Origin of the sequence: Streptomyces sp. NBC_01520, assembly GCF_045040375.1 — a bacterium.
Classification (GTDB): Bacteria; Actinomycetota; Actinomycetes; order Streptomycetales; family Streptomycetaceae; genus Streptomyces.
On the sequence record NZ_CP109404.1, the window covers coordinates 6,619,275 to 6,643,522 of the forward strand.

Sequence of the window (24,248 nt, forward strand, 5' to 3'; positions counted from 1 at the left end):
GGGCGGCTTTGAACTGCACACTCGCGTGAGGCGCGGCGGTGCGCAGGGTGGTACGGGAGATCTGGTTTCTCGGCGGTGCCGGGGACTATCGGCGGGCCGGACAGATGGCGCTGGACATGCGGCCGAGGTCGACGTGCCGCCGACTCACCAAGGCAATTCCAGTTCCAGACATGACGGAAGCGTGTCACGCGAATCTTGGGCCAGTCCACCACGATCCATTATGTGGACGAGATGGTCCCGAAATGTGAGACGCTGTGGTGTCCGCCACATCCGGACCGCCGACGAGGCGCTTCCGTCAGTATGAGGACTCGCCGTAGGCACCGGGCCAGGGGCCCGGGTGGACCGTGTCCGGCTCCCGCTCGGTGCGCGTGTCGAAGAGCCGGAAACCGCGGCGCAGGTAGTTGTCCATGGCGTGCGGGCCGTCGTCGGAGCAGGTGTGCACCCACACCCGCTCGGTGGGCATCCGCGCGGGATGGCGCTCGGCGAGGTCCCAGGCGCGCGCCACTCCGTACGACAGCAGATGGCCGCCGATCCGGCGGCCGCGGAAGGCCGGGATCAGCCCGAAGTAGGCGATCTCGACCACGCCGCCCTCCTGCGAGTCGAGCTCGATGAATCCGGCGGGCGTCCCGTGCTCGTACGCCACCCAGGTCTCGCCGCCCGGCCGCTCCAGGATCTCCTGCCACTGGGTGTACGTCAGGCCCAGCCGGTCGGTCCAGCTGACGTCGCCGCCGACCGCGGTGTAGAGGAACCGGCTGAACTCGGGCAGCGGCGTCCCGGACCGTACGATCCGCACCCCGGCCGGGGGAGCGGCCGCGGCGCGCAGATCGGCGGGCGACGTCTGCTCCAGGGACCAGATCGTCACCTCGGAGGTGGGAGCCCCGGAAGCGGGAGCCCCGGGGACGAGGTCCCCGGCGGCGGCACAGGCGGGCGCGGGGGAGGCCGGAGCGGTCGGACACGGGGGACCGGAGGGGTGCAGGGGGTTGCTCATGGCGCCAGAAAATCATGCCGCCCGCCCGCCGCCCAATCCGGGCGGGCTCAGGCCGGGCCCACCGACGTACGTGTCCTGACCACCACCGGAGCCGTCGAGCGGGGCAGCAGGTCGGCCGGCAGCTCCGGGTGGATCACCTCCACCTCCACGTCCTCGCCGAAGCGGTACGGGCGGTGCGCGAGCACCTCCGCGAGATGGCGCCGTATCCGCGAGATCTCGGCCCGCACCGTCACCGTCCTGGTCGGGTCGCCGAAGAGGTCCTGGGCCAGCTCCGCCGCGGTCCGCCCCTCCCGGTGCAGGGCCAGCGCGTACAGCAGCTCCGCGTGACGCGGCGACAGCTGCCGCGAGACGGTACCCACCGGCCCCGCCACATGGACGGTGAGCCTCCGCTCGCGGCTCAGGTCGAGCACCACCCGCCGGGGCGGCCCGTCCGGTGAGCCGTCCGCGACCTGCACCAGCCAGCCGCCCGGCAACGGTTCCACCCGGCACATCCCGAGCGACGCCAGCCACACCCGGCCCGGCCGCATCGCCTTCGGCAGCGGCAGCCGGTCCACGGGCGGCATCCCGCTGACCGCGGCCGGCCAGCCGTGGCGGTCCACCGCCAGGGCCCGGCCGCCCAGCCGGCACAGGATCGGGGCCGCCACCGACCTCAGCCGCTCGATCGCCCTCAGGTGCCGGTTCCGCAGCTCGCTCTCCGCGAGCGCGGCGACCGAGCCGACCAGGGCCAGCGTCGTGGGATGGAAGGTGGACGCCGGACCGCTCATGTCGAGGACGCCCATCAGCCGGCCGTCGCGCGGATCGCGCACCGGCGCCGCCGCGCAGGTCCAGCTGTGCAGGGTGCGGACGAAGTGCTCGGCCGAGTGGACCTGGATGGGGGCACGGATGGCGAGCGCGGTACCGATGGCGTTGGTGCCCGTCGCCGACTCCGCCCAGGCGGCACCTTCCTCCAGACGGATGTCCTTGGCCCGGTGCATCACGGCCGTGTTGCCCTGGCGCCACAGCACCCGGCCCTCGTCGTCGGTGACGACCATGATCTGCTGCACCGTGTCCGCGATGCCGGCCAGCCCGTCCCGCAGCAGCGGCATCACCTCGCCGAGGGGCGTGCTCCTGCGCCGGTGCTCGATCTCGTCCGTCCCCAGCAGCCTGCCCTCCGCCGACCGCTCGGGATCGACACCGCTGCGCAGCACCCGGTCCCAGGACGCGTCGATCTCCGCGCGCGGTCCGGCCGCCGCGCGCTCACCCGCGAGCCTGGCCTCCCGGGCCCGGTGGACCAGGCGCGTCGTCACCGCCGCATACGGTCCGGCCGCCGGTCGCGGCGCCGCGACGGGGTTTGTTTCCATGACGGATTCCCCCAATGGAACGTGGGCCCGATCCGGAACGGGGCACCGCACCCGGAGACCCATCCTCCCGTGCCGAGGGTCCCGCTACCCGGCACTCCACACAATGGTTGCAACCCTTTGCAACTCTGGTGGCGGGGCGCGGACCGTACGAGGATGTCCGGACGCCGTACGCGGAGTCCTCGACCCCGCCGCGCGGTGGTGCAGAAGCGTGGAGGGTGGTGCCGTGTCGGCGCAGCACCACCCTCCGTCGTTTCCCCGCCGGCGGACTACCGCTCCTGGGCCCGCGCCCGCTCCACGACCGAGGCCAGGTCCAGGCTGTGCGGCAGCGTCCCGAAGGCGGAACCCCAGTCCCCGCCCAGCCGTGAGGCGCAGAACGCGTCCGCCACCTCGGGCGGCGCCCAGCGCAGCAGCAGCGAGCCCTGCAGCACGAGCGCCATCCGCTCCACCAGCCGCCGGGCCCGCGCCTCGACCGCGTCCAGATCCGCCAGCTCGGTCAGCAGGTCCTTGATCGCCGCGTCGAGCCGGTGATCGGCACCGCGCGCCTTCCCCACCTCCCGCAGGAAGGCGTCGAGCGCCTGCGGCTCACGCTGCAGGGCCCGCAGCACATCGAGCGCCTGTACGTTGCCCGAGCCCTCCCAGATCGAGTTGAGCGGGGCCTCGCGCAGCAGCCGGGGCATCCCGGACTCCTCCACGTACCCGTTGCCGCCGAGGCACTCCAGGGCCTCGCCGACCACCGCGCCGCACCGCTTCGTCACCCAGTACTTGGCGGTCGGGACCGCGATCCGCAGGAAGGCGCGCTCCGCCTCCGTGTCCGCGTCGTAGGCGGCGGCCAGCCGCAGCGCGAGCGTCGTCGCCGCCTCCGACTCCAGGGCCAGATCGGCCAGCACGTTGCGCATCAGCGGCTTCTCGATCAGCAGCCCGCCGAACGCGCTGCGGTACGCGGTGTGATGGATCGCCTGCGCCACCGCCTGCCGCATCAGGGCCGCCGAACCGACCACGCAGTCCAGCCGGGTCGCCGCAACCATCTCGATGATGGTGCGCACCCCGCGCCCCTCCTCGCCGACCCGGCGGGCCCAGGTCCCGTCGAACTCGACCTCGGCGGAGGCGTTGGACCTGTTGCCCAGCTTGTCCTTGAGCCGCTGGACCGCGAACACGTTACGGGCGCCGTCGGGCAGGACACGCGGGACGAGGAAGCAGCTCAGCCCGCCCGGTGCCTGGGCCAGCACCAGGAACCCGTCGGACATGGGTGCCGAGCAGAACCACTTGTGGCCGGTGAGCAGATACTCCCCGTCGGCGGCGAGCGCCTCGGCCCGGGTGGTGTTGGCACGCACATCGGTGCCGCCCTGCTTCTCCGTCATGCCCATCCCGAAGAGCACACCGGCCTTCCCCGCGGCGGGCCGTAGCCCTTCCTCGTACACGTGCGAGGTCAGCAGCGGCTCCCATTCGGCGGCCAGCGCCGGATCGGTCCGCAGGGCCGGGACGGCCGCGTGGGTCATCGACAGCGGGCAGCCGTGGCCCGCCTCGGCCTGCGTCCAGACCAGGAAACCTGCCGCCCGCCGGACATGCCCGCCCGGCCTGCCCCAGGCGTCGGTCAGACCCGCCGAGACCGCGTGCCCCAGCAGCCGGTGCCAGGCCGGATGGAACTCGACTTCGTCGATGCGGTTCCCGTACCGGTCGTGGGTACGCAGCTTCGGCGGGTTCTCGTTCGCCTGCGCACCCCACGTCTGGGCCTGCGCGGAGCCCGCGGAGAGGCCGAGCGCCCCGAGTTCCCCGCGCGCCTCGGTGAGGATTCCGGGCTCCAGATGCCGTTCGACGGCCTCCGACAGGGCGCGGTCGGCGGCGAAGACGTCATAGCCGACCAGCGGCGGGACCTGGTTGGTCACTGTGTGGGTGGTTGCTGCCATGCCGATACGGTAAGGAGGTGCAGGCAGCAAAAGAAACACCCGAGCGCCCACCGGGTCGGCTCCACCGGGCTCGAGTCCTCTACCGCAACGTGTCCAAGCGCCAGATGGCGTGGCAGTTGCTCAAGGACACGGTCAACTCGTGCATCGAGTACCGCATCCTGGGCCTCGCGGCCGAGGCGGCGTTCTTCACGCTGCTGTCCCTGCCCCCGCTGCTGCTCGGCCTGATCGGTCTGCTCGGCTACGTCGACGACTGGACGGCCACCACCACGGTCGCCTCCATCGAGCGCAACATCCTGGGCGCCGTGCAGACGGTGCTGTCCGAGCGGGGCGTCAACGACATCGCCCGTCCGCTGATGGACGACGTCACCAACGGGGCGCGCCCCGACGTCATCTCCATCGGCTTCGCGATCGCCCTCTGGTCGGGGTCCCGCGCGGTGAACGTCTTCATCGACACCATCACCGTGATGTACGGGCTCGACGGACACCGCGGCATCGTCAAGACCCGGCTGGTCGCCTTCCTGCTGTACGTGGTCGCGCTGCTGCTGGGGGCGGTGGTGCTGCCGCTGCTGGTGGTCGGTCCCGACCGGGTGGTGGAGTTCGTCCCGTGGGGCACCGAGGTACTCGCCGTCCTGTACTGGCCGTTGGTCATACTGCTGTCCATCGCGTTCCTGACGACGCTCTACCACGTGTCCGTGCCCGTCCGTTCGCCGTGGCTGGAGGACGTCCCCGGGGCGCTCGTGGCACTCGCGATGTGGGTGATGGGCAGCTTCCTGCTCCGGATCTACCTCACCAGCACGGTCGAAGGTCCCACGATCTACGGTTCGTTGGCCGCGCCCATCGCTGTCCTGCTCTGGATAGGTATCTCCGCTTTCGCCGTGCTCGTCGGTGCCGCGGTGAACGCCGCGATCGACCATGTGTGGCCGTCCCTGGCCACGGCCGCGGCGCGAGCGGCCACGGAGCGGGTGCGCGCGGCGCAGGCCGCGGAACTCGTCGCCCGGGCCCAGACCGCGCACTGGGACGCCTACGCGGACGACGAGGAGGACATCTGCATGCCGTCCGAATTCCCGGAGCGCTGGTCGCGTTTCCTGCCCCCGGACGACGTGAAGTCCCGGCTGCACGCGGGCCAGAACACGAAGAACACGAAGGACTCCCGGGACACGAAGGACGCGCGGGACGCGAAGGACGCCAAGGACCTCGGGATATCCGGGAGGACCACCGGGGACCAGGAAGGCCGGTAGCTGTGCGACGCTCCCCGGCCTCGCGGTCATGAGCGGGCGGTACACCGAGCGGGCGACCGCGTGGAGCGGTGCGCTCGCCTGGACCTGGCACGGGCCACGCGGCCCCGGGCGGCCGGTGCTGCCCGACGGCTGTATGGACCTGGTCTGGGCGGCCGGCCGGCTGCTCGTCGCGGGACCGGACACCCACGCCGTCCAGGTGGCGGACACCGGCGACGGGCTCTGCGCGGGCATCAGGTTCGCCCCCGGCACGGCGCCCGCACTCCTCGGCGTACCGGCGTACGAACTCCGCGACCGGCGGGTCACCCTCGACACGCTCTGGCGGGGCGCGGAGGTCCGCAGGCTCACCGAGCGGATGGCGGAGGCCGACGACCCGGCCGCCGCGCTGGAGGGTGTCGTCCTGAGCAGGGCGGCCGGCACGGAACCGCCGGACCCGCTCATGGTGTCCGTCGCCGGCCGGCTGGAGCGGGGACACTCCGTCGCCGCCACCGCCCGTGCCGCCGGTCTCGGTACCCGCCAGCTGCACCGCCGCTCGCTGGCCGCGTTCGGCTACGGGCCCAGGACGCTGGCCAGGATCCTGCGGCTGCAGCGGGCCCTGGCCCTCGTACGGGCCGGGACGCCCTACGCCGAGGCCGCGCACGCCGCGGGCTGCACCGACCAGGCCCACCTGGCCCGTGAGGTGCGGAACCTGACCGGTACGACCCTCGGCGGCTATCTGGCCGGACTGGGTCAGGAGGCGTCCGGTGCGTCCGGTGTGCCGGGTGCGCTCGGCGCGAAGAGCGACACCGCGCAGCCGTCGGGGTCCAGGACGACCGCGTAACGCTGCCCCCAGACGGCGTCCCAGGGTTCGAGGTGGCCCTCGTGACCGGCCGCGGTCAGCTCCGCGTACACCGAGTCGACCTCCGCCGGGCCGTCGCAGAGGAACGCGAGGCCGAGCCGCTCGCCGCCCTTCGCCGCAGGGGTCCAGCCGGGGTCGAAGGAGCGGACGACGTCCTCGGTGTCCCACAGCAGCCGCTGCCCGCCCGGGAGGGTCACCTCGACATGGGGTGCGGATTCGGCGCCGGCCGGGATGTCGAGCCCGAGCCGGCGGTAGAAGGCTAGCGAAACGGCCAGGTCGGCGGTGGTGACGGAGATCGCGTCGAGTCGTGGAGTCATGGTCCGAACCTAAGCGGGCGGCCCCACGCCGTCTTGTACGGAACGGTCATCCGTGCGGGTGCGGCGGGCAGCGGTCAGGGCCGCCCGCCGCACCCTGTCTCACAGGCCCACGCGGGCGTCCGGCGAGGTGCCCGGGTCCACGCACGCCTCCGGCGAGGTGCCCGGGTCCGTCAGCTCCAGGCCCAGCTGGGCCCGTTCCATCAGCCAGCGGGTCGGGCGGTGGCGCGGGTCGCCGGTCGTGGCGTGCAGGGACCGCTGCAGCTCCAGCATCCGGGCGGCGCCGATCCGGTCACCCCAGGCCAGCGGCCCCACCGGGTAGCCGAGCCCGGTCGTCACCGCCAGGTCGATGTCCGCCGGGGCGGCGAGCGAGCGCTCCGCGATCGACGCGGCGACCGACACCACCGAGGAGAGCAGCCGCTGTGCCACCGAGCCCGCCGTGTCCCGGACCACGGACACGGCGTACGGCTCCTCGCCGTCCGCCGCGCGGGCCAGCACCGCGCGTGCGTCCCGCGCGGCGGCCGGGTCGGCGGCGGGTGTCACCGCGAGCACCCGGCGGCGCCCCGCCGCGGGCAGCGGGTCCACACCGAAGGTGCGCCCGGCGGGCAGCCCCAGCGAGGCCACGGCCGAAGCCACGGTGGTCCCCCAGACCGGCACCAGCACGATCGCGCCGGCCGATGGCTCGGCGCCGGTCTCGACGGAGGCCCCCGCGGCGGCGAGGACCTCGCGGAGCGCGGCGGAGCCGGAGACCTCGGGGCCGGCCACGAACAGCGGCCGGTCCGCGTCACCGGTCACCGGAGGCTCGGCCGCCGGTGACGGGGCCCCGGCGCCGTACGCGAACCAGCCCCGCCCGGTCTTGCGCCCGTGCAGTCCCGCGGTCACCCGGTTCGGGGTCAGGTACGAGGGACGGAGCCGGTCCTCGTGGCGGAAGCCCTGCCAGATGGAATCGATCACCGCCGCCGTCACGTCGAGCCCGGTGAGGTCCATCAGCTCGAACGGGCCCATCCGCAGCCCCAGCACGTCCCGGGCGATGCGGTCGATGCCGGCGGGGTCGGTCACCGACTCCTCCAGCAGGGCCAGCGCCTCGGTCACCAGACCGCGTCCGGCGTGGTTGACCAGGAAGCCCGGGGTGTCGGCGACGGTGACCGCGCGGTGGCCGCAGCTCTCGACCAGCGCGGTGAGGGCCGGCGGGATCTCCGGACGCGTCGCGGCACCCGGCACGACCTCGACGATCCTCATCAGCGGTACGGGGTTGAAGAAGTGCAGCCCCGCCAGCCGCGACGGGTCCGCCAGCGTGGCCGCGATCGCGGTCACCGACAGGGACGAGGTGTTGGTCGCGAAGACGGCGGAGGCCGGCAGCGCCTGCTCCAGCTTCCCGAACACCTCCGCCTTGGTGTCCAGGTCCTCCCGCACGGCCTCGACGACCAGCTCGACGTCCGGGCCCGGCGCCCACGGGTCCTCCAGCGGGACCAGCCGCTCCAGGGCCGCGTCCCGGTCCCCGGCGGACATCCGCCCCTTGTCCACCGCGCGCTCCAGCATGGACCGTACGAAGCCGACGGCCGCTGTCACCGCCTCCGGCCGGACGTCGCACAGCTCGACGGTGTGTCCGCCGGCCGCCGCCCACTGGGCGATACCGCGGCCCATGGCTCCGGCGCCGACGATCCTGATACGCATGGCAGTTACGGTCCTCTCGGGGGTGGGGATCGGCGGAGTGCTCTCCGGGATCGGTGGAGTGTCCTCAGCGAAGATAGACGCGACCGGGGTCGACGTCCTCCCGCAGGAGCCGCATCTCCGCATCGGTCGGCGGCGGTACCGTCCCGACCTCGTCCGACACCTTCAGCTCCCAGCCGGTCGCCTCCCGGACCTGCTCGACCGTCACACCCGGGTGCACGGCGATCAGCCGCAGCTCCTCGCCGACGCCCGCGCGGGCCAGGATGCCCAGCTCCGTGATGACCCGGGTGACGCCGGCACCCAGCGGCCGGATGCCCTCCGCGAGCGCGCGGTCCGGGCCCGGAGTCGTGCAGAAGTCCAGCGACTCCGGGAAGGAGCGCGGATTGTGACGGCGCATCACCACGAAGACCTCACGGGAGTTGGCCATCACCTCGATACCGCCGCCCGATCCGGGCAGCCGCACCTGAGGGCTCTCCCAGTCGCCGATCACGGAGGTGTTCAGACTGCCCCACCGGTCGATCTGCGCGGCGCCCAGGAAGCCCACGTCGATGTGGCCGCCCTGCAGCACACAGCCGAACAGCGCCGGCATGGACAGCACGGCCTCCGCGCCCGAGATGAGCACGGCGTCGGCGATGGTCTCCGGCAGGTGCGAGGGGTGCGCGCCGCAGACCCCGGACTCGTACACCACCTCGATCTGCGGGGCGACCGTCAGATGGGCCAGCTCGGTGGCGAGCGTCGGCAGCCCGATCCCGGCGAACACCGTGCGGCGCGCGGCCAGTTCCCGGGAGGCGACGACGGACAGCAGCTCCGAGGACGTGACGGTGTCCGGCCGGTCCGTGGTGGTGGTGGTCGTCATGGCCCGCTCCTTGTCGTGGTCGGTGATTCCGGGGTCCGTGGCCTCGCGGCCCGCGCTCACAGCCGCCGTCCGTAGTTCACCGGCTCGCTCAGCGCCTCGCCGACCGCGAGGCCCGCCCAGAACTCCTCGCCCTGCCGGGCGACGTACTCGGCGTGGTCGGCCGTTCCGTACACCCACTCCGCCAGCCACGCCCGCAGCCGCTCCGGGTCCTTGCTGATGTGCGACCAGGCCCGGTAGAAGTCGTTGTCGCGGTCGTAGTAGCCCTGCGCGAAGGACGGGTGCGCGCCGCGCGGGCACACCACGACGGCGTCGACGGCGTGGGAGGGGACGAGCGTGCGGTTGGGGTCCGAGCGGACCACCTCGTCCCCGACGATCTCCTCCACGACGACGATCGCCTTGTCCGCGGCGTACACCGCCTCCGCCTGGATGCCCGTGAGCCCCCAGATCTGGGTGTTGCCCCGGCGGTCGGCCCGCTGTGCGTGGATGATCGTCACATCCGGGTTCACCGGCGGTACGACGTAGATCTGCTCCGGCCCGCCGTCCGGGCCCGGATAGGGCGACGTCACCTTGCGCAGGGCGCTGTTGACGGACGGCAGATCGCTGCCGCCGTAGCTGCGCAGCGGATAGAACGGCAGCCGCTGCGAACCGGCGAGGTAGCGGCAGACCATCCCGTAGTGGCTGTACTCCTCGAAGGCGAGCGGCTCAGGGTCCGCGCGCTCGATCCTGCGCCGGAGCTCACCGAGCGAACCGGCGGAGGAGTTGCCCACGAAGGAGGAGACCAGCCGCGAGACGCAGCCCGCGGCGAGCATCTGGTCCACCACGATGTCCGCCGTCATCCGGACGACCGTGAGGTCCCGGCGCCCCTGGCGGATGATCTCGTGCCCGGCGGCGGTCGGGACGAGATGGGTGAAGCCCTCCAGGCTGACGGTGGCGCCGTCGTGCACGAACGCCGCGACGGCCTCCTTCATCGACATGACTTTGCTGGGCCCGTCGGCCGTATCCGTCCGTTCCACGGTGCTCCTCGGCGAGGTGTGTGCTGGTCCGCACCACCGTGTCAGCGGCTATTGATTGCTGTCCAATACCAAATTAAGGTCTCATCCAGACCGCTGATTAATGAATGGACAGTCGTATGGAGCTGCGTCATCTGGCCGCGTTCACCGCTGTGGCCGAGGAACTGCACTTCGGCCGTGCCGCCAAGCGGCTGCAGATGGCCCAGCCGCCGCTCAGCCAGCAGATCAGGCAGCTGGAGAAGGAGCTCGGCGTCCAGCTCTTCGAACGCAACACCCGCTCGGTGCGGCTCACGAGCGCGGGCGAGTCCTTCCTCGACCCCGTACGGACGGTCCTGGAGGACCTCGACACGGCGGTACGGGCCGCCAAGGCCGCCGGACGCGGGGAGTACGGCCGGGTCACGATCGGCTTCGCCGGTGCCTCCAGCCACGAGACGCTGCCCCAGCTGACCCGGGCCGTCCGGGCGGCGCACCCCGCCCTGGAGCTGGTCATGAAGGGGCAGACGTACGCCAACGTCGCCCTGTCCCGGGTCGCCGACGGCTCCCTCGACCTGGGGTTCGTCCGGCTCCCCGTGACCCAGCCGGGCGTGGCCCACCGGGTGATCGACGAGGAGGAACTGCTGTGCGCGCTGCCCTCCGACCACCGGCTGGCCACGCTGGAGAGCATTCCGATCGGGATCCTCGCCGACGAACCCTTCGTCTCCTTCCCCGCCAACGCCGGATCCACCGTGCGCGACGCGATGGTGGACGCCTGCGAGGCCACCGGATTCAATCCGCGCGTGGTGCAGGAGGCCCCCGACTCGTACACGATCCTGGCCCTCGTCGCCGCCGGCGTCGGCGTCACTCTCACCGTCTCCTCCGTCCGCCACATCCAGCAGAACGGGCTGGTCTACCGGCCCCTCGCGGGCCCGCCCATCCGGCGGCAGGCCGCGCTGGCCTGGCGTACGGACAACCCGTCCCCGGCCCTCCGCGCGGTGCTCGCGGTCGCCGAGGAGGCCCTGCCCACCCCCGGAGCCTGATTGAGACGCACAGCGTCTTGAAGACCGGTGAACTCGATATTGGACCGACTCAGTCATCGAGTGCGAAGGTCACCCCACACACCCGAACCGCCGAAAGGTGTCCCGCCGTGCCCGACCAGATCGATGTCGTCATCTGCGAACCGCTGCGCACCCCCATCGGGCGTTTCGGCGGAGCCTTCGCCCAGCAGACGCCCGCCGCGCTCGCCGCACGCGTCATCGCCGAGGTCGTCGCCCGCACGGGAATCGACCCCGACCGGGTCGACGAGGTGATCCTCGGCCACGCCTACCCCACCTCCGAGGCCCCGGCCATCGGCCGTGTCGCCGCCCTGGACGCCGGACTCCCCGACTCCGTCACCGGCATCCAGATCGACCGGCGCTGCGGCTCCGGCCTCCAGGCCGTCCTCGACGCCGCCATGCAGATCCGGGCCGGATTCAGTGACGTCGTCATCGCGGGAGGCGTCGACGTCATGAGCGCCGCCCCCTACTACACGCACGACGGCCGGTGGGGCATCAAGGGCCCCGGCCTCCAGCTCCACGACTCGCTGGCCCGTGGCCGGGTCACCGCGGGCGGCGTCAACCACCCCGTACCCGGCGGCATGATCGAGACCGCGGAGAACCTGCGCCGCGCCTACTCCGTCAGCCGCGCCGACCAGGACGCCCTGGCCCTGCGCTCGCAGGCCCGCGCCGCCCGCGCCGCGCAGGAGGGGCGCTACGCGGCGGAGACCGTCCCGGTCACCGTACGTACGCGCAAGGGCGAGACGGTCGTCACCGCCGACGAGCACCCCCGTCCCGACACGACCGCCGAGCAACTCGCCGCGCTGCGCCCCATCATGGGCAAGTCCGACCCGGAGGCGACCGTCACCGCGGGCAACGCCAGCGGTCAGAACGACGCGGCCGCCGCCTGCCTCGTCACCAGCGCCGCCACCGCGGAACGGCTCGGACTCACCCCGCTCGTCCGGCTCGTCTCCTTCGCCCGGGCCGGCGTCCCCGCCGCCACCATGGGCCTCGGCCCCGTACCCGCCACCCACGCGGCTCTCGGCCGGGCCGGGCTCACCCTCGCCGACCTCGACCTGATCGAGATCAACGAGGCCTTCGCCGCCCAGGTCCTGGCCTGCACCCGGGAACTGGGCCTGGGCGAGAAGGACCACGAGCAGCGGATCAACGTCAACGGATCCGGGGTCTCGCTCGGCCACCCCGTCGGCGCGACCGGTGCCCGCATCCTCGCCACGCTCAGCCGCGAGATGCACCGCAGCGAGGTCCGCTACGGCCTGGAGACCATGTGCATCGGCGGGGGCCAGGGCCTCGCCGCGGTCTTCGAGCGCGTCACCGCCTGACCCTCCCCGCCTCACACCCCGTCCCCCTCTGTTCCGTCCCCCTCTGTTCCGTCCCCTTCCTCAGTGTGACCCCGCGCGTCTCGGACGACGCCTCGGTCCGCCATGCCCTCATCCGCTTGATCAACCATGTTTCCGGGAGCCACCCATGAGTGCGTCCACCGCAACCGCACGCGAGAAGACGAGAGCCGCCAACCGCGCGGGGTTCGGAGCCTTCATCGGCTCCACCATCGAGTGGTTCGACTTCTACATCTACGGAACCGCGGCAGCGCTCGTCTTCGACAAGGTCTTCTTCCCCGAACTCGAAGGCCCCATAGGCACCCTGGTCGCCTTCGCCACCTTCTGGGTCGGCTTCCTCGCCCGCCCGATCGGCGGCATCGTCTTCGGCCACTACGGCGACCGTCTCGGACGCAAGAAGACCCTCGTCATCACACTGCTGATGATGGGCATCTCCACCACCGCGATCGGCCTGCTCCCGGGCTACGCCTCCATCGGCATCGCGGCCCCGATCCTGCTGGTCTGCATCCGCATGATCCAGGGCATCGGCCTCGGCGGGGAGTGGGGCGGCTCCGTCCTGATCGCCTCCGAGCACGCCCCCAAGGGCAAGTCAGTGCTGTACGGGGCGTTCGCCCAGCAGGGCTCACCCGTCGGCAACACCCTCTCCACCCTGAGCTTCCTCGCCATCAGCCAGCTGCCCGACGAGGCCTTCGTCTCCTGGGGCTGGCGGGTGCCCTTCCTCGCCTCCGCCGCCCTCGTCATCGTGGGGCTCCTGGTCCGGCTGAAGGTCTCCGAGTCCCCGGCCATGGCCAAGCTCATCGAGAAGAAGGAAGTCGTCAAGCTCCCGCTGACCGAGGTCCTGCGCAGCCACCCCATGCTGATCGTCCTCGGTATCGGCGCCTGCACGATCGGCCTGTCGGCGACGTACTTCAAGTCGACGTTCGCCCTGTCCTGGGCCACCACGTCACTCGACTTCGACCGCAGCTCGTTCCTGACGATCATCCTCGTCGCCAACATCACCCAGGTCCTCGTCCAGCCCTTCGGCGCCGTCATCGCCACCCGGATGAAGAGCTGGTCCCGCGCGGTGACCGTGATGCTCGTGCCCGAGCTGATCCTGATGCCGCTGATGTTCATCCTCATCAGCACCGGGGACTACGGCCTCGCGATGCTCGGCGTCGCCGTCGCCACCATCCCGCACTGCCTCTACTACGCGGCCCTCGCCGGCATGCTCGCCAGCCGCTTCCCCGCCCGTCTGCGCTACACCGGCATCTCGCTCTGCTACCAGCTGTGCGGCACCCTGCTCGGCGGGACGACCCCGATCATCGGCCAGTTCCTGCTCAACCGGACGGGCTCGATCACCGCCGTCATCGCGTACGCCGTCTTCCAGGTGGTGCTCACCCTGGGCTGCATGCTCCTGCTGCTCAAGCGCCCCAACCACGACGAGCAGGCCGCCGAGCCGGTCACCGCCCCGCGCGCCGCCCCCGTCACCGCCTGACCCCGCCCGCGAGCAGAACGGAGCACCGCCCCATGCCCCTGACCGTGCACGGCATCCCGGAGATCCTCGCCCTCGGCGGACGCGACCTCGGGCACTCCGACTGGAAGGAGATCACCCAGGAGCTCATCGACACGTACGCGTACGTCTCCGGGGACCACCAGTGGATCCACACCGACGTCGTACGCGCCGCGGACGGCCCGTACGGGCGCACCATCGCCCACGGCTACATGGTCCTGAGCTGGGGCATCCCGATGTTCGGCGAACTGCTCCAGGTCAGCGGCGTGGGACGCGCGCTCAACTACGGGGTCAACCGGGTCAGATACCCGGCACCCGTCCCCGTCGGCAGCCGCGTACGCCTGCACGCGGCCGTCACCGGGGTCACGGAGGTCGCGCGGGGCGGGGTGCAGATGACCCGGGCGTTCACCTTGGAGCTCGAAGGTTCGCGGAAGCCGGCCTGTGTCGCGGAGTCGCTGACGCACTTCTATCCCTGACGCGCTCGTGTCCCTGACGGCCTCGAACGGCGTGCGGGACGACGGAGGGGGTGCGTACCCGGGTACGCACCCCCTCCGTCGTCCCGGTTCCGGGCGTTGGCCTCAGGCAGGTCCTGGCCCACCCGGTCCTTCCGCAATGAGGTCCCGGTGCCGGCCGAATCGGACGGCGCGGCCAGATGGTCCCGGGGGCCGTCCGGGTCCGTCAGCCGGTTCAGCCGGGCCGGCACGTCGAAGCCGACGAGCACGACCACGATCACCGTCCCCGCGAAGGTCAGCACCGCCGGCGCCTGCCCCAGGTCCATGCCGGACGCCAGATGGGCGCCGAGGACCGGAGCGACGGCGCCGCCGAGCGCCCCCACGTTGTACGTGAAGCCCAGCGCGGCGCCGCGGCTCTCGGTCGGGAAGTGGCCGCCGACGTACCGCGGCAGCAGCCCGGAGATGCCGAAGCTGGTGGCCTGCAGCAGGAACAGCAGACAGCCGAGCAGCAGCAGGTTGTCGTCCACGGCGAAGACCGGGTAGACGAAGGCCGGCGAGGCCAGCAGTGTCAGCGCGTGCGCCTTCTGCCTCGTCGTACGCGACCTGGCGATCCGTTTCCCCGACCGCTGCGGCGACATCCCCGTCGTCGACTCGCTGAACTTCACCGTCCACGAGGACGAGACGCCCGGCCTGGTCGGCAAGTCCGGCTGCGGCAAGTCCGTCACCAGCCTCGCCGTCATGGGCCTCCTCGCCCGCGACGCCGAGGTCAGCGGCGAGATCCTCTACCGGGGCCAGGACCTCCTGGGGCTCCTCCCGAAGGAATGCCGCGCCCCTCCCTGGAGCGCGTCTTCGGCCACCTACGCGACGGGGATGTCAGCGGCCTCTTCGCTCTCGGCAGTTCCGGCGGGACCGCCTACCTGACACCAAGTCAGCAGGACGAGGTCAAGGTGATCACCGCCGCGTCGGGCGGCCAGGTGCCGGTGCTGGTCGGAGCCATCGAGACCACCACCAACCGTGCCATCGAGCGGGGCCGCGCCGCGGCAGCCCTCCGTGCCGACGCGGTGGTGGTCACCGCACCCTTCTGCACGCGCACCCACGCCACCGAACTCGACCGCCACTTCCGGGACATCGCCGACGCCGTCGACGTCCCGGTCCTCGCGTACGACGGTCTGCGTCCACACCAAGCTCGACCCGGAACTGCTCCTGCCGCTCGCCGCGGACGGCGTGCTTGCCGGGGTCAAGGACTCCAGCGGGGACGACGGTTCGTTCCGCCGGCTGGTCATCGGCGCCCGCGAAATCCCGGGGTTCGCCGTACTCACCGGCCATGAGCTGGTCGTCGACGCGATGATGCTGAGCGGGGCCGGCGGTTCGGTGCCCGGCCTGGGCAACGTCGACCCGCACGGCTACGTACGGCTGCACGAGGCCGCCGTACAGGGCGACTGGGCCGCCGCGAAGTCCGAACAGGACCGGCTCGTGGACCCGTTCGACATCGTCGGCGCGGCCGTCCCGGGCACGGCGTCGCCACCGCGGCGGGCCTGGGCGCCTTCACGACGGCCCTGATGCTGCGCGGCGTCATCGCGACGAACGTGATGAGCCCGCCGATGCGCCGGCTGGACGCGGCGGAGACGGCCACGATCGCGGCGTACCTGGACCGCGGGCCTGTCCCGCGCCCAGTACGCGAAGGGAGGGCCGCCCGGCAGCTTCAGGTGCTGCCGGGCGGCCCTCTCCGTATGTACCGCGACTAGTTGCGCGAACCGCGGGTACGGCGCATCAGCACTGCGCCGCCGAGCAGCAGAGCCGCGCTCGCGCCGGCGGCCAGACCGATCTCCCCCGCACCGGTCTGGGCCAGCTGCGTGTCGGGGGTGTTCGGGCCGGGGTTGCCCGGCGGGACGTCCACCGGGGGCTCGTCGACCGGAGGCTTGGCCGTCGGCGGCTCCTCGGCCGGGGGCTCGTCGACGGGCGGCTCGACGGCGGGCGGCTCCACGACGGGCGGCTCCACGACCGGGGGCTCGACCGGCGGGTGGTGGTGCCCGCCGTCGCTGTCGTTGACGCAGGTGTTGCCGAAGGCCGGGTTCAGCGCACCGACGACGTCGACGCCGTTACCGCAGGCGTTCACCGGGATGTCGAGGGGCACCTGGGCCAGGTTGCCCGACAGTACGCCAGGCGAGCCGGTGGCGGCGCCCTCCGCGCTCGCACCGGAACCGCCGCCGTGATGGCCCTTGCCGGAGTCGACGTTCGCGCAGGTGTTGCCGAAGGCCGGGTTCAGCAGGGCGATCACATTGACGGTGTTGCCGCAGAGGTTGACCGGCACGTGAACCGGGACCTGCACGGCGTTGCCCGAACCGACGCCGGGCGAGTTGGCGGCAACGCCGTCGGCCGAGGCGTCGGCGTGGGCGTAACCGCCGGCCACACCCAGGATGCCCGATGCCGCCGCCATGACGATCATGCTTTTATTCAGAACCTGTCGCATTACTAGCCCTTCTCCGGAAATTCGCGTGGGCGGTGGCCCTGATGGAAAGTCGTTCCATGTACGCGGACGACTCCATAACGACGACGCACTTGCGTGGGAAACTTGAAGGCCGGTGGAAATTCTGTAACCACCCGGAAGAGTTACGTACGCGTGTTCGCGTCGTCGCGGGAGTGCTGGCATTCGGGTGAACGGACAGAACCAAACGCCCGGTGCCGAGTTGATCAGGGTGCTCCGCCGCGGGGCAATCGGTACGAGAAGGGTTAATCGTGATCAAGAAGGTTCTGGCTACGGGTGCCGTCGCCGCCTCCATCCTCGGTCTCTCGGCGACGACCGCCATGGCGATCGGCGACGACACGGGCACGACGTCGATCAACGGCAACGGTGCCGAGTCGGAGTACGGCAACAGCGTCACCAAGGGTGACCAGAGCCCGCAGCTCAGCCTGGTCCAGGGCTCACTCAACAAGCCCTGTGTCGGCCTGCCGCTCAAGGCCAACGTCGGTTCGCTCATCGGGTTCATCCCGATCGCGGTCCAGGACATCAACGTCCTCTCCAGCCCGCAGAACCAGCAGTGCACCGACAACTCGACCCAGGCCAAGGGTGACGAGGCGCTGTCGCACATCCTTTCCGACATCCCGGTGCTCTCCGGCAACGGTGCCGGCAACCGCTGATCAAGCCCCAAGGACTGGTCCGGGCCGCCGACATTCCTCCATCGTGCGGCCCGGACCTGAGTCATTCGGGGGGTTTTTCAGGAAACTTCTTCCATAGAGTTTCGATGCCGCCCGCCAATCGTTACGGATTACGGAACCGGAGCCACGAGCGCATTCTCCACAGCGCTCGGGCGGCACGAGAGACGTGACCGCTCAGGGCTCCGCTGCAGAAAGGGACGAAAGTGAAGTACACCAAGGTTGCCGCCGTCGCCGCCGGAACCCTCATGGCGCTGGGTGCCGCCGCGCCGGCCATGGCCGACTCCGGCGCCGGGGCCGTCGCCGCCCACTCCCCGGGCGTCCTGTCCGGCAACGTCGTACAGGTTCCGATCCACATCCCGGTCAACGTCTGCGGCAACACCGTGAACGTCATCGGTCTGCTCAACCCGGCGTTCGGCAACACCTGCATCAACCACTGAGGTGTTCCCCGACGGGCCCCGGTGGCTCGTCAGGGGAAGGCCCCGGAACGCACTTCCGCGTTCCGGGGCCTTCCCGTGCGTACCGAGAAATCACGCCGTGCGCAGTTGCCCGTCCGCGGCCCGCTCGTTATCCCGGACGAAAGCGGCGGAAGTCACAGGTAAAGAAGACTTGTGCGGTGCGAGGAAGCGACCGAAACAGACGCCGCTCCAGAAGGGAACCCGAAAGTGAAGTATGCGAAGACTGCCGCCCTCGTCGTCGGTTCCGTGGCCGCTCTCGGAACGGCCGCTCCCGCCTTCGCCGTTACCACCGCCACGGCCCCTCACTTCAGCCTCACCAGTGGCGTGAACGAGCTCACCTCGACCACACCGCAGGTCGCGGACCAGGTGGTGGGCCCTGCGGTGGACGCGGTCGGCGAGACCGTCGGAGCGGTCCAGGAGGACGGCACGGTCGGCAAGCCGGCGGACGGGGCGACCGGGGTGGCCCGGAAGGCGGGCCCGCTCATGGGCGGGCTGCCGCTCGGCGGCTGAGCCGTCCTCGGACGCGTTCCTCCCCGACGCACACCATTCCCGTTGCGCATGTCCGCGTAATTCCGCGGTGACCCGGACGAGAAATCACCGTTCGAGTGAAATGGCGCAACCTGACCCGCCGGAGCGAGTTGTTCAGAATGCTCCGGACAGGCGGGCAACAGAGAAACCAGAAGGGCTAGTTCCATGATGAAGAAGATTCTGGCGTCGGCGGCAGTCGCTGCCTCCGTCGTCGGCGTTTCCGCCGCTGCGGCCCCCTCGGCCATGGCGATCGGCAACGACCAGGGCACCACGTCCGTCAACGGCAACGGCGCCGTGCAGTCGTACGGCAACAGCAGCACACACGGCGACATGAGCCCGCAGATCGGGCTCATCCAGGGATCGTTCAACAAGCCCTGCATCGCGCTCCCGGCCAAGGCCAACATCGGTTCGCTCATCGGGTTCATCCCGATCGCGGTCCAGGACGTCAACATCCTGTCCTCGCCGCAGAACCAGCAGTGCACCGAGAACTCCACCCAGGCCAAGGGTGACGAGGCGCTGTCGCACATCCTGGACGACATCCCGATCCTCTCGGGCAACGGTGCGGGCAACCGCTGACCGTCGACAACTCCCGCCCCGCCTCTCCGCGGTTGATGATCTGAGGGGCCGGTCCGTCCGCGCGGCAGCCGTTCTTCGGAAGCCCGGACGGACCGGCCCCTCCGGTCTGCCCGGGTCCCGGGGCCGCCACCGGTCCTCAGGGCGGGTAGCCCGATAGTGCGTGAATTAGGCCGGTTGCCCCGGTCGCGGCCGACGCGGGCCGCCCCGTCGGGTAGGTGGCCCTCATGGACCAGTACGACAGTCACCACGCGCCCGGCCACGACCGACGGCCGGAAGGTGCCACGCCCGTCTACGACAGGCTGCTCGCCGAATGGTGCGAGGCGTCCCGGCACGAGACGTCCCGGCGTGAGGTCGCACCACACCCGCAACACCCGGTCTCCGAAGGCCCCGTACGCGACGCGGGGAGTGCCTTCGTCCCGGCGGCGCGTACGGCGGACGCCTGAGGGGCGGCGGCGTCGACCCCGCACCGGATTGAACCCGTTTGAGTGCAGTAGCGGAACTGAATCATCCGCTTGGGGTTAGTCAGTACGTTCCACAACGGGACGCTCCGAAAGGTGAAGCGTGATGAAGAAGATGATGGCCGGCGCGACTGTGGCTGTGTCCCTGCTCGGTCTGTCCGCCGCCGCGGCTCCCGCGGCGATGGCGATCGGCAACGACCACGGCACGACGACGATCAACGGCAACGGCGCCGAGTCGGAGTACGGCAACAGCGCCACGCTCGGCGACCAGAGCCCGCAGCTCAGCCTGGTCCAGGGCTCGCTGAACAAGCTCTGCGTCGGCCTGCCCGCGAAGGCCAACGCGGGTGCGCTCGTCGGCGTCCTCGCCGCGGTCGCGGTCCAGGACGTCAACGTCCTGTCCAACCCGCAGAACCAGCAGTGCGCGGACAACTCCACCCAGGCCAAGGGTGACGAGCCGCTGTCGCACATCCTGAACGACATCCCGGTGATCTCGGGCAACGGCCTGGGCAACAACTGACACCACGGTCATGTGCGGGCGGTCCCGGACCGCCCGCACGGCCCCGTGTACGACGATGCCCACCACTCCACGGGGGTGGTGGGCGTCGTCACGCGTGGCGCGGGGTGGTCAGGCCAGGCTACGTACCGGCAGGAGGCAGTGGGCTGCGGTGCCGATGACCTCCGGGTCGCCCACGAAGGACCGCAGCAGTTCCTCGCTGACGGGCTGCCCGGGAACGGCCGCCGGCCACGGACGCGTGGCGAACATGCCGTGCACCCGGCCCTCGGCCTGTGCCACCGCGAGCCACTCGCGCGGGACGGTGTACTGCGCCTTGAAGTGCGGCATCGTCAGGACGGCCTGGCCGGCCTGGATGAGGAGCTTCACCGGAAGGTTGGGCCTCTCCGTGGCGTCCAGCGTCTCGCCGCCCACCCGCAGCCCGCTGCGTTCGAGAGCCGCGCGCATCGCCCGCTCGCCGGCCTCCGGACCGTCCTGCCCGTCGCCGAGCGCGTAGGTGAGGAGGAAAGCGACGTCACGCCCGGTCGCGTGGTTCTCGCCGCTCCAGCCGAGGAGGATCTGGGTGCCCAACCGGGCCTGCGTGAACGTGCCGGTGGCGGTCTGGGGTGAGGTCATGTCCGGCACACTAACGGTCCGAGACCGGCCGATGTGTATGCGTATCACCTGATCGAGGGATAACTCCCACCAACCACGGCGAAAACCACGGGAGTACAGTCACGTGCGGAAAACCTGTTGACGCTGCCGGGCGACCCCGGGCTAGGGTGGGCGGAGTTCGAGGAACCAGGAGGTGAGGACATTGATGACTGTCGTTGCGATGGGCGCTGCCCACACGAAGAACATCGTTCCCACCCCTGTGGCCGCCGGCTGAATCCGACTTTCCTTCCGCGCGCTCGAACGCGCGTTGCCGGGGCCACCCTTGTGAAGGGTTTCCCTTGTCTTTCCCCATTCTTCGTACCTCCTCGTCGCACCCGCTGGCCCCGTACGGCTGGGACGACGACTGGGCTGCCGCCTTCGCCCCGTACGCCGAGCAGGGTCTCCTGCCCGGCCGCGTGGTGCGGGTGGACCGCGGGCAGTGCGACGTGGTCACCCCGGACGGCACCCTCAGGGCGGACACCGCGTTCGTCGTGCCGCGCGATCCGATGCGGATCGTCTGCACTGGCGACTGGGTGGCCGTCGATCCCGACGGCGACCCGCAGTTCGTCCGTACGCTCCTACCCCGGCGCACCGCCTTCGTACGCTCGACGTCCTCGCAGCGCTCCGAGGGGCAGGTGCTCGCCACCAACATCGATCACGTCGTCATCTGCGTCTCGCTCGCCGTCGAGCTGGACCTCGGGCGCCTGGAGCGCTTCCTCGCGCTGGCCATGTCCAGCACCGCCGGGGCCGCGCTGCTCGGCGACGGTTCGCAGGCCGACAGGTACGAGGCACACCCGCTCGTCCTGCTCACCAAGGCCGATCTGGTCCCCGACGTGACCACGCTGTCCCATCTGGTCGACGACATCGGACGCATCGCCCCCGGGGTGCAGGTGCTGCCCGTCAGCTCCGCCACCGGAGAGGGGACCGATGTGTTCGCCGCCATCGTCTCGGGCGGTACGAGCGTGCTGCTCGGGCTGTCCGGCGCGGGCAAGTCGACCCTCGCCAACACCCTGCTCGGCGAGGACGTGATGGACGTGCGGGCCGCGCGTGACGTGGACGGCAAGGGCCGGCACACCACCACGACGCGCAACCTCCTCGTGCTGCCCGGCGGCGGCACGCTGATCGACACCCCCGGACTGCGCGGGGTCGGCCTCTGGGACGCGGAGGCGGGCGTCGGCCAGGTCTTCTCCGAGATCGAGGACCTGGCGCGGCAGTGCCGGTTCCACGACTGTGCCCACGAGGCGGAGCCCGGATGCGCCGTCCTCGAAGCCGTCGAGGACGGGACACTGCCCGAGCGGCGCCTGGACAGCTATCGCAAACTGCTCCGGGAGAACCACCGCATCGCGGCGAAGACCGATGCCCGGCTGCGCTCGGAGACCCTGCGCGAATGGAAGCGCAGGAGCACGGAGGGACGGGCGGCCATGGCGATCAAGCAGGGCCGGACGCGGTAGCCGCAACCGGGCGCGGCAGCCGCACCAGGGCCCGGACTCCACGTCCGAAAACCGCGAGTGCGGGCCCTGGGGGTGGCGCACACTGGACCTGTGACGGACGAACGGACCAGGTACGAGGCGGTGAGCAGCCGCGACGCGCGCTTCGACGGAGAGTTCTTCTTCGCCGTCGCGACCACCGGCATCTACTGCCGGCCGAGCTGCCCCGCCGTCACCCCCAAACGGAAGAACGTGCGGTTCTACCCCACCGCGGCGGCGGCGCAGGGCAACGGCTTCCGGGCGTGCAGACGCTGCCGCCCGGACGCCGTGCCCGGCTCCGCCGACTGGAACATCCGCGCCGATGTCGTCGGACGGGCCATGCGGATGATCGGCGACGGTGTCGTCGACCGCGAAGGCGTCCCGGGCCTGGCCGGCCGGCTCGGCTACAGCGCCCGCCAGGTGCAGCGCCAGCTCACCGCGGAGCTGGGCGCCGGACCGGTCGCCCTCGCGCGCGCCCAGCGTTCCCACACCGCGCGGGTCCTGCTGCAGACCACGGACCTGCCGGTAACCGAGATCGCCTTCGCGTCCGGATTCGCCAGTGTGCGCCAGTTCAATGACACGATCCGGCAGATCTACGCCCGCACACCCAGCGCCCTGCGCGCCGAGGCCGCGACGGGCCTGGGAGCCGGGGTGCGCGAAGGGCGCAGGGCAGGGATTCCGCTCCGGCTCGCCCACCGGGGCCCGTACGCCGCCCGTGAGGTATTCGACCTCCTCGCGGCCGAGACGGTGGCCCGGACCGAGGAGACCCTTGGCGTCCCAGGGGCCCGTACCTACCGGCGGACCCTGCGGCTGCCCTACGGCACGGGCGTCGTCTCCGTCGACGAGGCCTCCCCGGGGCCGTGGCTGGAGGCCCGGATCGACCTCACGGACCTGCGCGACCTGACGACCGCCGTGCAGCGCCTGCGCCGCCTCCTCGATCTGGACGCCGACCCGTACGCCGTCGACGAGGCGCTGGGCGCGGACCCGCACCTGGCACCACTGGTCGCGGCGACCCCCGGGCTGCGTTCGCCGGGCGCGGCGGACCCGGAGGAGTGCGCCGTACGCGCTCTGGTGGGCAGGGAGGCCGCCGCCGGGCTGGTGGAGCGGTACGGGAAGGTCCTGGACGTGCCGTGCGGCGGGCTCACCCATGTCTTTCCGGAGCCGGGCGTGCTGGCCGGCGCCGACGATCCCGTACTGCGGGGGCTGGCGGGCGCACTGGCCGACGGCACGGTGAGGCTGGACGCCGGGGCCGACCGGGACGAGGCGGAGCAGGCACTGCTGAGGCTGCCCGGGATCGGACCGCGGACCGCCGCGCTGATCCGGATGCGGGCGCTGGGGGATCCCGACGTGGATCCGTACGGGACGCCGGGCGCCGACCGCCTGCGGCCCTGGCGCTCGTACGCCGCCCGCCATCTGGAGCTCGCGGATGCCGGTGGCGTCACGGACCCGGTGGGGCGGTGAGCCACGCGCCCGGGGCCGGTCCGGCAGCCCTCCGTCAGCCCCAGATCACGGCGCCCAGCCAGGACCCCGCCACCAGCAGGCAGCAGAAGAGCTCCAGGAGCACGGAGTAGCCGGTCGCCCGCATCACCGACTTCAACGAGGTCCAGCCCGCCCCGCGGCTGCCCAGCCGCAGCCGCTCGGCGCCGTAGATCGCGCCCACGTAGCCCAGGATCCCGCCCACCACCGGGACCACGAAGAAGCCGGCGATCGCGGCGATGCCGCCCAGCATCAACGTCTTGGCAGGGGCCCCCGTCTCACGCGGTCGGCGCGAGGGCAGCAGCGCCTTCAGCGCCTGGTTCAGCAGCAGCAGGCAGGTCGCGCCGATCAGCACGCCCCAGGCGACCGGCGACGTGTCCGTCAACGCCCACCACAGCACCGCCGCCCAGACGATCGCCTGGCCCGGGACGCCCGGCACCAGTACGCCGACCAGGCCGAGCAGCATCACCGCCCCGACGGCAACGAGCTGCCACACACTCATTCGACCAGCCTGCCGGACCGCGCCC

25 protein-coding genes and 3 pseudogenes are annotated in these 24,248 nt (G+C 71.6%); 16 read left to right on the plus strand and 12 right to left on the minus strand.

Annotation, left to right across the window (positions count from 1 at the left end):
* Positions 1–85 precede the first annotated feature (85 nt).
* The 4 genes from OG524_RS29825 to OG524_RS29840 form a co-directional block, all read right to left on the minus strand.
* Entirely contained in the window at positions 86–172 is an 87-nt protein-coding gene (locus OG524_RS29825) for a putative leader peptide (protein ID WP_384498101.1), read from the minus strand.
* Between the two features lie 123 nt (positions 173–295).
* Complete coding sequence (locus tag OG524_RS29830; protein WP_405812002.1) at positions 296–988, minus strand: GNAT family N-acetyltransferase; 693 nt, start codon at positions 986–988, stop codon at positions 296–298.
* 47 nt (positions 989–1,035) lie between these two features.
* The gene (locus OG524_RS29835) at positions 1,036–2,328 is read right to left on the minus strand and encodes a GAF domain-containing protein (RefSeq protein ID WP_405387615.1); all 1,293 of its coding nucleotides are present in this window, start codon (positions 2,326–2,328) and stop codon (positions 1,036–1,038) included.
* A 266-nt stretch (positions 2,329–2,594) separates the two neighbouring features.
* Entirely contained in the window at positions 2,595–4,232 is a 1,638-nt protein-coding gene (locus OG524_RS29840; protein WP_405387614.1) for an acyl-CoA dehydrogenase family protein, read from the minus strand.
* Positions 4,233–4,249: 17 nt separating this feature from the next.
* On the opposite strand from OG524_RS29840, the gene OG524_RS29845 reads away from it, so the two are divergent.
* A complete protein-coding gene (locus tag OG524_RS29845; RefSeq protein ID WP_405387613.1) occupies positions 4,250–5,470 on the plus strand; it encodes a YihY/virulence factor BrkB family protein in 1,221 nt (406 codons plus the stop codon).
* 28 nt (positions 5,471–5,498) lie between these two features.
* A complete protein-coding gene (locus tag OG524_RS29850; RefSeq protein ID WP_405387612.1) occupies positions 5,499–6,287 on the plus strand; it encodes a DUF6597 domain-containing transcriptional factor in 789 nt (262 codons plus the stop codon).
* On the opposite strand, the gene OG524_RS29855 is transcribed toward OG524_RS29850, so the two are convergent.
* The 4 genes from OG524_RS29855 to OG524_RS29870 all read right to left on the minus strand — a co-directional run bounded on the left by OG524_RS29855 (position 6,197) and on the right by OG524_RS29870 (position 10,120).
* Positions 6,197–6,622, minus strand: a complete 426-nt coding sequence (locus OG524_RS29855) for a VOC family protein (protein ID WP_405812003.1) — start codon at positions 6,620–6,622, stop codon at positions 6,197–6,199. The two genes, OG524_RS29850 and OG524_RS29855, sit on opposite strands and share 91 nt — an antisense overlap.
* A gap of 99 nt (positions 6,623–6,721) precedes the next feature.
* Positions 6,722–8,293: a 3-hydroxyacyl-CoA dehydrogenase gene (locus OG524_RS29860; RefSeq protein ID WP_405812004.1), complete on the minus strand. Its 1,572-nt coding sequence runs from the start codon at positions 8,291–8,293 to the stop codon at positions 6,722–6,724.
* A gap of 64 nt (positions 8,294–8,357) precedes the next feature.
* Entirely contained in the window at positions 8,358–9,146 is a 789-nt protein-coding gene (locus tag OG524_RS29865) for a CoA-transferase subunit beta (protein WP_405812518.1), read from the minus strand.
* Positions 9,147–9,202: 56 nt separating this feature from the next.
* Entirely contained in the window at positions 9,203–10,120 is a 918-nt protein-coding gene (locus OG524_RS29870) for a CoA transferase subunit A (protein ID WP_405393048.1), read from the minus strand.
* Positions 10,121–10,275: 155 nt separating this feature from the next.
* Here OG524_RS29870 and OG524_RS29875 point away from each other — a divergent pair, with 155 nt between their 5' ends.
* From OG524_RS29875 to OG524_RS29890, 4 genes are all read left to right on the plus strand, one after another.
* Entirely contained in the window at positions 10,276–11,172 is an 897-nt protein-coding gene (locus OG524_RS29875; protein ID WP_405387610.1) for a LysR family transcriptional regulator, read from the plus strand.
* Between the two features lie 107 nt (positions 11,173–11,279).
* Complete coding sequence (locus tag OG524_RS29880) at positions 11,280–12,506, plus strand: acetyl-CoA C-acetyltransferase (protein WP_405387609.1); 1,227 nt, start codon at positions 11,280–11,282, stop codon at positions 12,504–12,506.
* Positions 12,507–12,651: 145 nt separating this feature from the next.
* Complete coding sequence (locus tag OG524_RS29885) at positions 12,652–13,995, plus strand: MFS transporter (protein WP_405387608.1); 1,344 nt, start codon at positions 12,652–12,654, stop codon at positions 13,993–13,995.
* 32 nt (positions 13,996–14,027) lie between these two features.
* Entirely contained in the window at positions 14,028–14,486 is a 459-nt protein-coding gene (locus OG524_RS29890) for a MaoC family dehydratase (protein WP_405812005.1), read from the plus strand.
* A 164-nt stretch (positions 14,487–14,650) separates the two neighbouring features.
* Here OG524_RS29890 and OG524_RS29895 read toward each other — a convergent pair.
* A pseudogene (locus tag OG524_RS29895) lies at positions 14,651–15,049 on the minus strand (MFS transporter); the annotation flags it as partial.
* A gap of 1 nt (position 15,050) precedes the next feature.
* Between OG524_RS29895 and OG524_RS29900 the strand changes: the two are divergent.
* Together OG524_RS29900 and OG524_RS29905 are read left to right on the plus strand one after the other, a co-directional pair.
* Positions 15,051–15,341, plus strand: a pseudogene (locus OG524_RS29900) (ATP-binding cassette domain-containing protein); the annotation flags it as partial.
* A pseudogene (locus OG524_RS29905) lies at positions 15,284–16,132 on the plus strand (dihydrodipicolinate synthase family protein); the annotation flags it as partial. The pseudogenes OG524_RS29900 and OG524_RS29905, both read left to right, overlap by 58 nt.
* 71 nt (positions 16,133–16,203) lie before the next feature.
* On the opposite strand, the gene OG524_RS29910 reads toward OG524_RS29905, so the two are convergent.
* The gene (locus OG524_RS29910; protein WP_405387604.1) at positions 16,204–16,932 is read right to left on the minus strand and encodes a chaplin; all 729 of its coding nucleotides are present in this window, start codon (positions 16,930–16,932) and stop codon (positions 16,204–16,206) included.
* Between the two features lie 266 nt (positions 16,933–17,198).
* On the opposite strand from OG524_RS29910, the gene OG524_RS29915 reads away from it, so the two are divergent.
* From OG524_RS29915 to OG524_RS29940, 6 genes are all read left to right on the plus strand, one after another.
* Positions 17,199–17,600, plus strand: a complete 402-nt coding sequence (locus tag OG524_RS29915; protein ID WP_405387603.1) for a rodlin — start codon at positions 17,199–17,201, stop codon at positions 17,598–17,600.
* A gap of 221 nt (positions 17,601–17,821) precedes the next feature.
* Entirely contained in the window at positions 17,822–18,055 is a 234-nt protein-coding gene (locus OG524_RS29920; protein ID WP_405387602.1) for a chaplin, read from the plus strand.
* A 225-nt stretch (positions 18,056–18,280) separates the two neighbouring features.
* Positions 18,281–18,583 (plus strand): hypothetical protein, encoded by a 303-nt coding sequence (locus tag OG524_RS29925; protein ID WP_405387601.1) that lies wholly within the window; start codon positions 18,281–18,283, stop codon positions 18,581–18,583.
* Between the two features lie 183 nt (positions 18,584–18,766).
* The gene (locus tag OG524_RS29930; RefSeq protein WP_405812006.1) at positions 18,767–19,177 is read left to right on the plus strand and encodes a rodlin; all 411 of its coding nucleotides are present in this window, start codon (positions 18,767–18,769) and stop codon (positions 19,175–19,177) included.
* A 224-nt stretch (positions 19,178–19,401) separates the two neighbouring features.
* The gene (locus tag OG524_RS29935) at positions 19,402–19,620 is read left to right on the plus strand and encodes a hypothetical protein (protein ID WP_405812007.1); all 219 of its coding nucleotides are present in this window, start codon (positions 19,402–19,404) and stop codon (positions 19,618–19,620) included.
* 121 nt (positions 19,621–19,741) lie between these two features.
* Positions 19,742–20,152 carry a rodlin gene (locus tag OG524_RS29940; protein WP_405387598.1) on the plus strand — a complete coding sequence of 137 codons (411 nt, stop codon included), beginning with the start codon at positions 19,742–19,744 and terminating at the stop codon, positions 20,150–20,152.
* Between the two features lie 108 nt (positions 20,153–20,260).
* Here the strand turns inward: OG524_RS29940 and OG524_RS29945 are convergent, their stop codons facing one another.
* On the minus strand, positions 20,261–20,761 hold the full coding sequence (locus OG524_RS29945) for a DUF5949 family protein (RefSeq protein WP_405812008.1): 501 nt from the start codon (positions 20,759–20,761) through the stop codon (positions 20,261–20,263).
* Positions 20,762–21,078: 317 nt separating this feature from the next.
* On the opposite strand from OG524_RS29945, the gene rsgA reads away from it, so the two are divergent.
* Both rsgA and OG524_RS29955 read left to right on the plus strand, forming a co-directional pair.
* Complete coding sequence (gene rsgA, locus OG524_RS29950) at positions 21,079–22,230, plus strand: ribosome small subunit-dependent GTPase A (protein ID WP_405812009.1); 1,152 nt, start codon at positions 21,079–21,081, stop codon at positions 22,228–22,230.
* Between the two features lie 90 nt (positions 22,231–22,320).
* Positions 22,321–23,706 carry a DNA-3-methyladenine glycosylase 2 family protein gene (locus OG524_RS29955; RefSeq protein ID WP_405387595.1) on the plus strand — a complete coding sequence of 462 codons (1,386 nt, stop codon included), beginning with the start codon at positions 22,321–22,323 and terminating at the stop codon, positions 23,704–23,706.
* Between the two features lie 34 nt (positions 23,707–23,740).
* On the opposite strand, the gene OG524_RS29960 is transcribed toward OG524_RS29955, so the two are convergent.
* The gene (locus tag OG524_RS29960) at positions 23,741–24,223 is read right to left on the minus strand and encodes a DUF456 domain-containing protein (protein ID WP_405387594.1); all 483 of its coding nucleotides are present in this window, start codon (positions 24,221–24,223) and stop codon (positions 23,741–23,743) included.
* Positions 24,224–24,248 lie beyond the last annotated feature (25 nt).

Coding starts and splice junctions, on each gene's coding strand:
- OG524_RS29825 (WP_384498101.1), bottom strand. CDS start 172: ATGTCTGGAACTGGAATTGCCTTGGTGAGTCGGCGGCACGTCGACCTC.
- OG524_RS29830 (WP_405812002.1), bottom strand. CDS start 988: ATGAGCAACCCCCTGCACCCCTCCGGTCCCCCGTGTCCGACCGCTCCG.
- OG524_RS29835 (WP_405387615.1), bottom strand. CDS start 2,328: ATGGAAACAAACCCCGTCGCGGCGCCGCGACCGGCGGCCGGACCGTAT.
- OG524_RS29840 (WP_405387614.1), bottom strand. CDS start 4,232: ATGGCAGCAACCACCCACACAGTGACCAACCAGGTCCCGCCGCTGGTC.
- OG524_RS29850 (WP_405387612.1), top strand. CDS start 5,499: ATGAGCGGGCGGTACACCGAGCGGGCGACCGCGTGGAGCGGTGCGCTC.
- OG524_RS29855 (WP_405812003.1), bottom strand. CDS start 6,622: ATGACTCCACGACTCGACGCGATCTCCGTCACCACCGCCGACCTGGCC.
- OG524_RS29860 (WP_405812004.1), bottom strand. CDS start 8,293: ATGCGTATCAGGATCGTCGGCGCCGGAGCCATGGGCCGCGGTATCGCC.
- OG524_RS29865 (WP_405812518.1), bottom strand. CDS start 9,146: ATGACGACCACCACCACCACGGACCGGCCGGACACCGTCACGTCCTCG.
- OG524_RS29870 (WP_405393048.1), bottom strand. CDS start 10,120: ATGTCGATGAAGGAGGCCGTCGCGGCGTTCGTGCACGACGGCGCCACC.
- OG524_RS29875 (WP_405387610.1), top strand. CDS start 10,276: ATGGAGCTGCGTCATCTGGCCGCGTTCACCGCTGTGGCCGAGGAACTG.
- OG524_RS29885 (WP_405387608.1), top strand. CDS start 12,652: ATGAGTGCGTCCACCGCAACCGCACGCGAGAAGACGAGAGCCGCCAAC.
- OG524_RS29890 (WP_405812005.1), top strand. CDS start 14,028: ATGCCCCTGACCGTGCACGGCATCCCGGAGATCCTCGCCCTCGGCGGA.
- OG524_RS29910 (WP_405387604.1), bottom strand. CDS start 16,932: ATGCGACAGGTTCTGAATAAAAGCATGATCGTCATGGCGGCGGCATCG.
- OG524_RS29930 (WP_405812006.1), top strand. CDS start 18,767: ATGATGAAGAAGATTCTGGCGTCGGCGGCAGTCGCTGCCTCCGTCGTC.
- OG524_RS29935 (WP_405812007.1), top strand. CDS start 19,402: ATGGACCAGTACGACAGTCACCACGCGCCCGGCCACGACCGACGGCCG.
- OG524_RS29940 (WP_405387598.1), top strand. CDS start 19,742: ATGAAGAAGATGATGGCCGGCGCGACTGTGGCTGTGTCCCTGCTCGGT.
- OG524_RS29945 (WP_405812008.1), bottom strand. CDS start 20,761: ATGACCTCACCCCAGACCGCCACCGGCACGTTCACGCAGGCCCGGTTG.
- OG524_RS29960 (WP_405387594.1), bottom strand. CDS start 24,223: ATGAGTGTGTGGCAGCTCGTTGCCGTCGGGGCGGTGATGCTGCTCGGC.